Annotated in this window: 7 protein-coding genes; 4 read left to right on the plus strand and 3 right to left on the minus strand. The window is 71.4% G+C overall.

Going from position 1 to position 11,670, the window contains the following annotated elements:
- Positions 1-183: 183 nt before the first annotated feature.
- The gene (locus JOD60_RS11080) at positions 184-1,953 is read left to right on the plus strand and encodes a DUF8094 domain-containing protein (protein ID WP_076690668.1); all 1,770 of its coding nucleotides are present in this window, start codon (positions 184-186) and stop codon (positions 1,951-1,953) included.
- Entirely contained in the window at positions 1,953-2,888 is a 936-nt protein-coding gene (locus JOD60_RS11085; RefSeq protein WP_076690669.1) for a tetratricopeptide repeat protein, read from the plus strand. Before JOD60_RS11080 ends, JOD60_RS11085 begins: the two co-directional genes overlap by 1 nt.
- A gap of 2 nt (positions 2,889-2,890) precedes the next feature.
- Here JOD60_RS11085 and glgB read toward each other — a convergent pair whose 3' ends face one another.
- The 3 genes from glgB to glgX form a co-directional block, all read right to left on the minus strand.
- Positions 2,891-5,029, minus strand: coding sequence for a 1,4-alpha-glucan branching protein GlgB (gene glgB, locus JOD60_RS11090; protein ID WP_076690670.1), 2,139 nt, complete (start codon positions 5,027-5,029; stop codon positions 2,891-2,893).
- Entirely contained in the window at positions 5,026-6,993 is a 1,968-nt protein-coding gene (locus JOD60_RS11095; RefSeq protein WP_076692185.1) for an alpha-1,4-glucan--maltose-1-phosphate maltosyltransferase, read from the minus strand. The genes glgB and JOD60_RS11095 overlap by 4 nt, the downstream gene beginning before the upstream one ends.
- A gap of 160 nt (positions 6,994-7,153) precedes the next feature.
- Positions 7,154-9,274 carry a glycogen debranching protein GlgX gene (gene glgX / locus JOD60_RS11100; RefSeq protein ID WP_084201990.1) on the minus strand — a complete coding sequence of 707 codons (2,121 nt, stop codon included), beginning with the start codon at positions 9,272-9,274 and terminating at the stop codon, positions 7,154-7,156.
- A 54-nt stretch (positions 9,275-9,328) separates the two neighbouring features.
- On the opposite strand from glgX, the gene JOD60_RS11105 reads away from it, so the two are divergent.
- Complete coding sequence (locus JOD60_RS11105) at positions 9,329-10,510, plus strand: cysteine desulfurase family protein (RefSeq protein ID WP_076690671.1); 1,182 nt, start codon at positions 9,329-9,331, stop codon at positions 10,508-10,510.
- Between the two features lie 50 nt (positions 10,511-10,560).
- Positions 10,561-11,658, plus strand: coding sequence for a tRNA 2-thiouridine(34) synthase MnmA (gene mnmA, locus JOD60_RS11110; protein ID WP_076690672.1), 1,098 nt, complete (start codon positions 10,561-10,563; stop codon positions 11,656-11,658).
- Positions 11,659-11,670: the final 12 nt, after the last annotated feature.

Consider the following 11,670-nt stretch of genomic DNA (forward strand, 5'->3'; position numbering starts at 1 on the left):
TCCTCGAGTCAGGATGCCGACGGCGGCGCCGTCTGTGCGCGGCCGCCTTGCAAGAATACGCACGGGGACCCTCGCGACAGGCAAGACGTGCCCTCCCGGGCGACATTCAGCCGCTTTTCGCTAGTCTGAGACGTCGAAGTTGTGCGCCGCGACCCCGAGCGGAGCACAGGGAGGTGTCGTTTCGTGCGTTTCGTCTGGGCTGTGACGGCCTTCGTGCTCGCCGCCCTCATGATCGGTGCCGGTATCGCACAGCGCACCGTCTTCCAAGGACCGAAGACGGAAAGCCAGGCGATCTCGGTCACCGGCGACGCGCCGTACGTCCTCATCGACGGCGCCGTGCTCAACAGCCACGACGGGTCGCAGACCCTGCGCGTGCAGGAGGACGGCACGATCTTCGCCGCCTACGGTCGCACCGCCGACCTCGAGGCGTGGCTGACCCCCTCGGAGTACACGCACATCACGGAGGATGACGGCGAGATCGCCTCCGAGGCGGTCGCGGCGAAGAACCCGCCCGCGGCGGACACGGAGCCGATCAGCCCCATCGGCTCGGACCTGTGGCTCGACGAGTTCCAGCAGGACGACGTGCTCATCACGCCGCTGCAGCTTCCCGCGGACATGAGTCTGCTCGTGGCCACCGACGGCGTCGCGCCCGCCCCCAGCAGCCTCAGCCTGACGTGGCCGACCGGAGCCACCACGCCCTGGGCAGGTCCCCTGATCGTCGGCGGCAGCATCCTGCTGCTCGGAGGGATCGTGCTGTACATCCTCGGTGTCCGTCACGCGCGCCGCTCCCGCGGGCCGCGGCGCAAGGGGCTGCCGCTGCCGGTCACCGAGCCGATCGACCTCTCGGTCGAAGAGGCCGACAAGGGGGTCATCAGCGCGACGCCCGGCCGCCGTCAGTTGACCCGGGGCCGCCGTCGCATGGTCGTCGTTCCCGCCGTCGCCGTGAGCGCGCTGCTGTTCGCCGGCTGCTCCGCCGACGCATGGCCGCAGTTCGGCTCGACGCCGACGGCCTCGCCGTCGCCGTCGGTCGTCGTCCCCCATGACCAGGGCAGTCCGGTCGTGACGCAGGCGCAAGCCGAGCGGATCCTGGCGCGTGTGTCCGAGGACGTCGCCGCGGCGGATGAGGCGAAGGACCCGGCTGCTGCCGCGCTCCGCCTCACCGGGCCCGCGCTGGCCACCCGCGAGACCGCGTACACGCTGAAGGACGTCGCCGACGCGCCGGTCCCCGCCGCCGTCCCCGCGTCGCCGGTGCGGGTCGTCCTGCCCGAGGCCTACGACCAGTGGCCCCGCACGTTCTTCGCCGTCGTCGAGACCGGCACGACGACCGCCGATGTCATCATGAGCCTGACGCAGGCCGACCCGTGGTCGCCCTACAAGCTGACGAACGAATCCGAGCTCGTCGCCGATGCGAGCCTCAACCTCGCGCCGACCTACGTGGGCGCCGTCGCGATCGACCCGGAATCCCCCTTCCTCACGCTGCCGCCCAACGAGGTCGCCGCGGCCTACGCCGACATCATCACCAACGGCGATGCCAGCACCTACGCCGACCTGTTCGACGCGTCCAGCGATCCGTTCCGCACCCTCGTGGCGCAGAACCGCGCCGAGCGCATGGACGCGTTCAACCAGACCGCCGCGCAGACCGGCACACTGACATTCAGCGCCAGTGCCGGGGCGGAGGAGCCGAAATCGCTCGCGACGCTGGACTCCGGCGCGATCGTCGCGGTCACGGTGAACGAGACCGACACGGTGGTGCCGACGAACACCGACGCCGTGATCAAGCTCGACAACAATCCGCTCGTGCAGACCCTCACCGGCGTCCCCCAGTCGTCCACGGGCTTCACGACGACGTACCTCGACCAGCTCTTCTTCTTCGTGCCCTCGCAGAGCTCCAGCAAGCGCATCCAACTGCTCGGGTACTCGTCCGCAATCCTCGACGCGAAGGTGGTCCCGTAGTGTCCGATCCCACGCCCGGCGCCGTGATGCGCGGCGCCGTCGACCTGTCCTCACTCCGCTCCCGCGCGGCCGCTCCCGCGCCGGCGACTGGCGCGGAGGCTCGACGCGGCGCGCCGTCGCTGGTCTTCGACGCGACCGATGAGTCGTTCGGCCAGGTGCTCGAGCTCTCGCGCACGGTGCCGGTCGTGGTGGACCTGTGGGCGGAGTGGTGCGGGCCGTGCACGCAGCTGAGCCCGATCCTCGAGAAGGTGGTCGTCGAGCTCGGCGGGCGCCTGGTGCTCGCGAAGGTCGACGTCGACGCGAACCCGCAGCTCGCGCAGGGCTTCCGCGCCCAGTCGATCCCGATGGTCGTCGCGCTCGTCGCGGGGCAGCCGGTGCCGCTGTTCACCGGCGCCGTGCCCGAGCAGCAGGTGCGCGAGGTGTTCGCCCAGCTGCTCCAGCTCGCGGCGCAGCACGGCGTGACCGGCACGGTGCCCGTGGGCGAGGCGGCACCGGATGCCGACGAGCCCGCCGAACCGGCGCTGCCTCCGCTGCATCAGGAAGCCTTCGACGCGATCGAGGCGGGCGACTATGCGCGCGCCGTCACCGCGTACGAGCAGGCGCTCGCACAGGATCCGCGCGACGAGCAGGCCCGCGCCGGGCTCGGCCAGGTGCGCCTGCTGCAGCGTGTGCAGGGCGTGGATCTGCAGCAGGCGCGGGATGCCGCGGCATCCGCCCCGCTCGACGTGGACGCCCAGTTCGCCGTCGCCGACCTCGACATCGCGGGCGGTCACGTGGACGACGCCTTCGCCCGCCTGCTCGATCTGTTCGCGCAGCTGCCCGCCGACGAGCGCGCCCCTGTGCGGGAGCGCCTGCTGGAGCTGTTCGGGCTCGTCGGCGACGGTGACGCGCGGGTCATCCGCGCCCGCGGACGCCTCGCCAGCCTGCTGTTCTGACCTCAGCCGCGCCGGCCGAGCCAGAGGACGCCGAGCGGGGGCAGCACCATCGTCGCGCGGCCGTTGTCGTCCGCGTGGACGGCGCCGAGGTTGCCGACGCCCGATCCGCCGTAGGCGGCGGCGTCGGAGTTCAGCAGCTCCGTCCACTCACCGCCACGCGGTAGATCGAGCACGTAGTCGTGGATCGGCACCCCGGAGAAGTTCGCGACCACGACGACGCAGTTGCCGTGATGGTCGTGCCGCGCCATCGCGATGACATTCGGGTTCCACGTCGGCGCACCGATGCGCGCGAAGGCGGATCCGTCGCTGTCGCGGGCCCACAGCGGCGCGTTCTCCCGGTAGACGCGGTTGAGGGCGCCGACGAAGTCGAGGAGCTGACGGTGCGGCGGCTGGTCGAGCATCCACCAGTCCAGGCCCCGGCCCTCAGACCATTCCGACAGCTGACCGAAGTCCTGACCCATGAACAGCAGCTGCTTGCCGGGGTGGCCCCACATGTAGGCGAGGAAGGCCCGCGTGTTCGCGAGCTTCTGCCAGTGATCGCCCGGCATGCGCGTGAACAGCGTCCCCTTGCCGTGCACGACCTCGTCGTGACTGATCGGCAGCACGAAGTGCTCGCTGAACGCGTAGACGAACGAGAAGGACAGCTCGCCCTCGTGGTGGGACCGGTACATCGGGTCCCGCTTGATGTACTCCAGCGAGTCGTTCATCCAACCCATGTTCCACTTGAGCCCGAATCCGAGGCCGCCGGCGCTGGTGGGCGCGGTCACTCCGGGGTAGCTCGTGGATTCCTCGGCGATCATCGCGATGCCGGGGTAGCGCTTGTAGGCGGTGGCGTTGACCTCCTGCAGGAAGCGGATGGCCTCGAGGTTCTCGCGACCGCCGTGGATGTTGGGCTCCCACTCGCCCGCCTCGCGCGAGTAGTCGAGGTACAGCATCGAGGCCACCGCGTCCACGCGCAGACCGTCGACGTGGAACTCCTCGAGCCAGTACAGCGCGTTCGCGACGAGGAAGTTGCGCACCTCGTTGCGGCCGTAGTCGAAGATGAGCGTCCCCCAGTCCTTGTGCTCGCCGCGGCGGGGGTCGGGGTGCTCGTAGAGCGCCTCGCCGTCGAACCGGGCGAGGGCGAACGCGTCTTTCGGGAAGTGCCCGGGGACCCAGTCCATGATGACCCCGAAGCCGGCCTGGTGGAGCCGGTCGATGAGGTAGCGCAGGTCGTCCGGGGTTCCGAAGCGACTCGTCGGGGCGTAGTAGCCCGAGACCTGGTAGCCCCACGAGCCGCCGAAGGGGTGCTCGGCCAGCGGCAGGAACTCCACGTGCGTGTAGCCGACCTCGGTGAGGTAGTCGATGAGCGGGTCGGCCGCGTCGCGGTAGCCGAGTCCCGGACGCCAGGAGCCGAAATGCAGCTCGTAGGTCGACATCGGCTGCGACAGGACGTCACCGGCGGCGCGGCGGGCGAGCCACTCGGCATCCCCCCACGTGTACGTGCTCTCCGTGACGACCGAGCCGGTCGCCGGCGGCACCTCCGCCCACTGGGCCATGGGGTCGGCTTTGAGGATCCACTCGCCACGACGCGTGAGGATCTCGTACTTGTACGTCGTGCCGGCGCCGAGGCCGGGGACGAACAGCTCCCACACGCCGCTGGAGCCGAGACTGCGCAGCGCGTGCCCCTGACCGTCCCACGCGTTGAAGTCACCGGTCACCCGCACCGCCCGCGCGTGCGGCGCCCACACCGCGAACGACACGCCGCTGACGCCGTCGTAGTGCCGCACGTGCGCGCCGAGGACGCGCCACAGCTCCTCGTGACGCCCCTCCCCGATGAGGTACTGGTCCATCTCGCCGAGCGACGGCAGATGACGGTAGGGGTCGTCGGCCCGGAAGTCCGGTGCGCCGTCGTAGGTCGCGACGATCTCGTACGCCCGGGGCTGGTGGGGCGTGGTCCCCTCCCAGACGCCGCTGCGCACGTGCGCGAGGGTGACCGCGGTGCCGTCGTCCAGCTCAGCGGTCACCGTCCGCGCCATGGGCCGGCGGGTGCGGATCACCCAGCTGCCGTCGGGCAGGCGATGGGGTCCCAGCACGTCGTGCGGCGCGTGGTAGGAGCCGGTCGCGACGGTGTCGAGGATCTCGTCGGAAACAGCGCTCATCGGGACTCCTTGACGTGCAGGATGTGGACGGGTTCGTCGAACGCGTCCAGGCGGACGAAGTTGTCCTGGTTCCAGGTCCACTGCGCACCCGTGATGAGGTCTTCGACGGCGTAGTCGTGACCGCGCGGGATACCGAAGACCGAACTGTCGATGTGGACGGTCGTCTGGCGGGTGGAATGCGGGTCGACGTTGGCGACGACGATGATCGTGTCGGCCTGCCCGGTCGGGCTGAGAGCGGCGGGGAGATGCTTGACGTAGACGAGGATGGCGTCGTCGTCGCTCCAGTGGATCGTGAGGTTGCGCAGCTGCCGCAGCGCCGGATGCGCGCGGCGGATCTCGTTGAGACGCGTCAGATACGGCCCCAGCGTCGTGCCGGCGGATGCCGCGCCATCCCAATCACGGAGCTTGTACTCGTACTTCTCGTTGTCGATGTTCTCCTCGGAACCGGGCCGGGCGACGTTCTCGACGAGCTCGTACCCCGCGTAGACGCCGTAGGACGCGCCCGCGGTGGCGGCGAGGGCGGCGCGGATCTTGTACGCGGGACGACCGCCGTACTGCAGGTACTCCGTGAGGATGTCCGGCGTGTTCACGAACAGGTTCGGCCGCATGAAGTCGGCGGTCTCGTGGGAGATCGAATGGAAGAACTCCTCGAGCTCGCTCTTGGTGTTGCGCCACGTGAAGTACGAGTAGCTCTGCTGGAAGCCGACCTGCGCGAGCGCCTGCATCGGGCGGGGACGGGTGAACGCCTCGGCGAGGAAGACGACGTCGGGGTGCTCGGCGTTCACCGTGGCGATCAGCCACTCCCAGAACTGCAGGGGCTTGGTGTGCGGGTTGTCGACGCGGAAGATCTTCACCCCCTGCGCAATCCAGTGGCGCACGATCCGCAGGACCTCGGCGCGGATGCCCGCCGGATCGTTGTCGAAATTGATCGGATAGATGTCCTGGTACTTCTTGGGCGGGTTCTCGGCGTACGCGATCGATCCGTCCGGCAGGGTCGTGAACCACTCCGGGTGCTCTCGCACCCACGGGTGGTCGGGGGCGGCCTGCAGTGCGAGGTCGAGGGCGATCTCCAGGCCCTCGGCCCTCGCAGCGCGCACGAATGCACGGAAGTCGGCGAGACTGCCGAGGTCCGGATGCACCGCGTCGTGTCCGCCGGCGGCCGAGCCGATCGCCCACGGCGACCCGGGGTCGCCCTCTCCCGCGGTGAGGGTGTTGTTCGGGCCCTTGCGGTTCACTTCGCCGATCGGGTGGATGGGCGGCAGATACAGCACGTCGAACCCCATCGCCGCGACAGCCGGCAGGCGCTTGGTCGCGGTGCGGAACGTGCCGCTCTTGATGGTCCCGTCCTTCAAGCGCTTGGCCCCTTCGGAGCGGGGGAAGAACTCGTACCAGGCGCCGACGCCCGCCCGCTCGCGTTCGACGAGGAGCTCCTGCGGCCGGCCGGCCGTGGTGAGGCTCGCCATCGGGCGCTCCCGGAAGAAGGCGGCGATCGCCGGGTCACGGACGACGATCAGAGCCGCCTCGTCGGTCGTCGCCTCATCGCGCAGGGTGGCCGCCGCGCCGGAGAGCGCGCGGCGCTGTGCTACGGGGCGGTCCTTCTCGGCGGCGGCGGCGGTCAGCAGCAGCGCGCCCATCTCGCGCATGAGCGCGCTGTCCACCCCGGCCGCGATCTTCAGTTCGGCGGCGTGCTCCCATGTCGCGTAATCGTCCGCGAACGCCTCGAAGCGGAAGGTCCAGACACCCTCCTCCAGCGGCGCCACCTCCACCTCCCACCGATCGAACCCGTCACCGAGCGGCGTCAGCCGGTGCAGCGACGACACTCCCGACGGCGAGGTCAGCCGCAGGTGCACGCCGATGAGATCGTGGCCCTCACGGAAGGCGGTGACGCCGAACACGACGGCTTCGCCGGCGAACGCCGACGGGGGGTGCAGCCCGGTGGGGACCGCCGGGCGCGGCAGCAGCAGCGGGATCCGCCCGACGCCGCTCTCGGGCGCGTCGGGGAGGGCGACGGCGGGCCGCAGCGGGATCTGCGCCGTGCTGCGCAGCGTCGGCGCCGCCGCGCCGGGCGAGGATGCGGGGGGAGCGGAACGCGTCGTCGATGTCACGACTCGAACCTACCCGGATTCAGGTGACCCGGAACAGATGCATGGCCGTGCCGGGGAGCGCGATGACCTCTCCCGGCGCGAGGACCGGCTCGTCCTCGTCGGGCCGTTCGGGAACGCTCGACCACAGCGAGACGTAGCCGGTGACGTCCTCGATCTCCGGAAGGGTCACGTCGATGGGGTGCTCGGTGCCGTGGACGATGAGGAGGATGCGGTTGGGCTCGCCCTGTTCCGGCGTGGACTGCGCGAGATACTGCAGCGTCCGGTGCGCGGGGTTGGTCCAGCGCTCGATCGACATCGTCTCGCCGTGCTCGTCGTACCAGTCGATGACGGACGAGTTCGGCACCTCGTACGCGGCGTGGGCGTAGCGGTGCGGGCGCAGCGCCGGGTTGTCGTGGCGCAGCCGGACGAGACGGCGCACGTGGGCGAGGAGATCCTCCTGCCACGGCGCGAGCTGCCAGTTCAGCCAGGTGAGAGGGGAGTCATGGCAGTACGCGTTGTTGTTGCCGCGCTGGGTGCGTCCGATCTCGTCGCCGGCCGTGATCATCGGCACACCGGCCGAGAGCAGCAGCGTGCCGAGGAGATTCCGCATCGCCTTGCGGCGCGTCGCGAGGATGTGGGGATCGTCGGTGGCGCCCTCCGCGCCGTGGTTGAAGGAGCGGTTCGTGTCGGCGCCGTCACGGTTCTGCTCGCCGTTGCCGAGGTTGTGCTTGACGTCGTACGACACCAGGTCGCGCAGGGTGAAGCCGTCGTGGGCCGTGACGAAGTTGACGCTGGCGAGCGGACCGCGTTCCTCACTGAACGTGTTCGAGGAGCCGGCGAGGCGCGTCGCGAACCCGCCGATGCCGACCGGTGAGGTCGCCGCGCGCCGCGCGTAGTCGACGTCGCTCAGCCAGAAGTTGCGCACCCGGTTGCGATAGCGGTCGTTCCACTCCGACCAGCCCGCGCCGAAGTTGCCGGTCTGCCATCCGCCGATCCCGACGTCCCACGGCTCGGCGATGAGCTTCACGCCCGCCAGCGCCGGATCATCGACGATCGCCCGCAGCAGGGGGTGATCGGGCGAGAAGGCGTGCGCGCCGTCGCGCCCGAGCGTCACGGCGAGATCGAACCGGAAGCCGTCGATGTGCACCTCTCGCGCCCAGTAGCGCAGTGAGTCGATCACGAGGCGGGCCGCGGCATCCGTCGCCGTGTTCAGCGAATTGCCGCATCCGGTGACGTCGATGTAGGCGCCGTCGTCGTGCTGGCGGTAGTAGGCGCGGTTGTCGATGCCGCGGAAGCTGGATCGAGGGCCGCCGATGCCCAGTTCCGCGGTGTGGTTGTAGACGACGTCGAGGATGACCTCGATGCCGGCCGCGTGGAGAGCCCGCACCATCTCCTTGAGCTCGCGCAGCACCGCATCCGGACCGGCCGCGATCGCCTCGGCGGTGGCGTAGGGCGCGTGCGGCGCGAAGAAGGCCAGCGAGTTGTAGCCCCAGTAGTTGGTGCGGCCCTGGTGCAGCAGCCGCGGCTCGGTCTCGAATGCGTGGATCGGGAGGAGCTCGACGGCGGTGATGCCCAGTCGCTGCAGATGCTCGATCATGGCGGGGTGCCCGAGCCCCGCGTACGTGCCGTGCAGCGCCGGCGGGATGTCCGGGTGCCGCTTGGTGAGCCCCGTGACGTGGGCCTCGTAGACGACCGTGCGATCGAGCGGCGTGCGCGGCGCCGCGACGCCCTGCCAGTCGAACGCGTCATCGACGACGACCGAGCGCCATTCGCCGAGGCGCACGGGCACGAGCCCGCGGGCGTAGGGGTCGATGAGCAGGCTCGACGGGTTGAACATGTGACCGGCGCCCGCCGGGCCATCGACCCGCAGCGCGTACCGGGTGCCGACCCGCAGGTCGGCGGTGCGGACCTCCCAGACGTCCTCGCCGACGGGCGCCAGCGGCAGGGTCGCCGTGATCCAGTCGAGGTCGACGGCGTCGAAGATCACCAGGTCGATGCTCGTCGCGCCCTCCGACCAGACGCGCAGCGACGCCCCCTCGGGGCCCAGGGTGACGCCGAGATCGTCGTAGGCGGCGCCGAGGAACGCGGGGATCGGCGGGGCGTCACCCGTCGCCGAGGGGATGCCGAGGGGCGCGGTGCTCGTCGGGTGCGGGCTGACCATGCGCTCTACAGTAGTAACGCGGTGAGCCGGCCGCCTGAGCAGCGGGGGAGCGTCATGACGATCTACCTCGACCACGCCGCCTCGGCTCCGGTGCGAGCCGTCGCGCGCGATGCGTGGCTCGCGGCGTCTGCCATCACCGGCAACGCCTCGTCCGTGCACGGCGCCGGCCAGGCGGCGCGCCGGCTGCTCGAGGAGTCGCGGGAGGCGATCGCCGCGGTCGTGGACTGCGACCCGATCGAGGTCGTGCTGACCTCCGGCGGGACCGAGTCGGTCAACCTCGCCCTCAAGGGGCTGTGGTGGGCACGGCCGGCGGGCGCGGAAGCGATCGTGCTGCCGGACGGCGAGCACCACGCCACGCTCGACACGGCGGCGTGGCTGCAGACGCAGGGGGCGCGGATCCGGGCCATCCCGCTCGACGGGGTCGGCCGCATCGACCCGAACGGCTTCGCCGCCGCGTGCGCGGACGACGGGGAGCGCCCAGCCGCGCTTGCGACGGCGCTGGTGGCGAACAACGAGGTCGGCACGGTGCAGGATGCTGCCGCACTCGCCGCTGCCGCAGCATCCGCCGGTGTGCCGCTGCACCTGGACGCCGTCGGCGCCCTCGGGCATCTCCCCGTCGACTTCGCGCGCTGGCGTGGGGATGCCCGCGACGCCGCGGGGCTCGTGGCGTTGAGCCTGTCGGGGCACAAGGTGGGCGCGCCGGTGGGCACCGGTGCCCTCGTCGTCTCGCGGCACGCCGCGCTCGCGCCGCTCCTCCACGGCGGCGGGCAGCAGCGCGCGCTGCGGTCGGGCACGCCGGACGTCGCGGGGGCCGCCGCGCTGGCGGCCGCCCTGACCGAGGCCGAGGCGGAACGGGTCGCGGAGTCGCAGCGCCTGTCGGGGCTGCGCGATCGGCTCATCGCCGGCATCCGCACCGGAGTGCCCGACGCCGAGCTTCTGGGCGATCCGCGGCACCGGCTCCCCGGGAACGTGCACGTGCTCTTCCCGGGGGCGGCGGGGGAGACGCTGCTGTTCCTCCTCGACGTCGCCGGGATCGCCGTCTCCACCGGCTCCGCCTGTCAGGCCGGCGTCGCCGAGCCCTCGCACGTCGTCCTCGCGCTCGGCCGCGACGAGCGCGCCGCCCGGTCGGTGCTGCGCATCACGCTGGGACGCACGACGACGGATGCCGACGTGGATGCGGTGCTGGCGGCCCTTCCCGACGCGTACGCGCGCGCCCTCGCCTCCGCCGGCCGCTGACCGTCGCCTCCGCCGCGACCGCCCCGCTGTCGCGCTCGTAGACTGGAGGCATGCGGATCTTGGCGGCGATGAGCGGCGGAGTGGACTCCGCCGTCGCGGCCGCGCGGGCCGTGGAGGCTGGGCACGACGTCGTCGGCGTGCATCTCGCGCTGTCACGCGCCGGCGGAACCCTGCGCACCGGCAGCCGTGGCTGCTGCACGATCGAGGACGCGATGGACGCCCGCCGGGCGGCGGACCGCCTCGGCATCCCGTTCTACGTGTGGGACTTCTCCGAGCGGTTCCGCGACGACGTCATCGACGACTTCGTGGCCGAGTACCGGGCCGGCCGCACGCCGAACCCGTGCATGCGCTGCAACGAGAAGATCAAGTTCGCCGCGCTGCTGGAGCGTGCGATCGAACTGGGCTTCGACGCCGTCTGCACGGGGCACTACGCGACCCTCGTCGACGGGCCGGACGGGCGGGAGCTGCACCGTGCGAGCGACGAGGCGAAGGATCAGTCGTACGTGCTCGGCGTGCTGACGGCCGAGCAGCTCGCCCACACCTACTTCCCGCTGGGCTCGACGCCGTCGAAGGCGCTCGTTCGGGCCGAGGCGGCCGCGCGCGGCCTGACGGTCGCGCAGAAGCCCGACAGCCACGACATCTGCTTCATCCCCGACGGCGACACCCGCGGCTGGCTCGCCGACCGGGTCGGTGCGCAGGCCGGAGCGATTGTCGACCGCTCGGGCGCCGTCGTCGGCAGTCACGAGGGCGCGCACGCGTACACCGTGGGCCAGCGGCGCGGCCTCAAGCTCGGCGTTCCCGCCTCGGACGGCAAGCCGCGGTTCGTCCTCGAGGTGCGCCCCGTCTCCAACACGGTCGTCGTCGGTCCGAAGGAGGCGCTCGCGACCGCGGAGATCGCGGGCGAGCGGTATACGTGGGCGGGGCGCGCCCCGGCATCCGACGCCTTCGACTGCGACGTGCAGATCCGCGCCCATGCCGAGCCGGTGCCCGCACGGGCTGCCTTCGTCGGCGGCGCTCTCACGGTGACCCCCGCGGTGCCTTTCGACGGCGTCGCACCCGGCCAGACGGCGGTGCTGTACGACGGCACCCGTGTCATCGGCCAGTTCACGATCGACCGGACGGTCTCCGCCGTGCCGGTCACCGCGTAAGCGCATCCTGCG

The sequence above is a fragment of the Microbacterium aurum genome, assembly GCF_016907815.1.
GTDB lineage: Bacteria > Actinomycetota > Actinomycetes > Actinomycetales > Microbacteriaceae > Microbacterium > Microbacterium aurum.

Excerpts from the sequence above, each read along its gene's own strand:
- glgB (WP_076690670.1), bottom strand. The coding sequence starts at position 5,029 with ATGAGCGCTGTTTCCGACGAGATCCTCGACACCGTCGCGACCGGCTCC.
- glgX (WP_084201990.1), bottom strand. The coding sequence starts at position 9,274 with ATGGTCAGCCCGCACCCGACGAGCACCGCGCCCCTCGGCATCCCCTCG.
- JOD60_RS11105 (WP_076690671.1), top strand. The coding sequence starts at position 9,329 with ATGACGATCTACCTCGACCACGCCGCCTCGGCTCCGGTGCGAGCCGTC.
- mnmA (WP_076690672.1), top strand. The coding sequence starts at position 10,561 with ATGCGGATCTTGGCGGCGATGAGCGGCGGAGTGGACTCCGCCGTCGCG.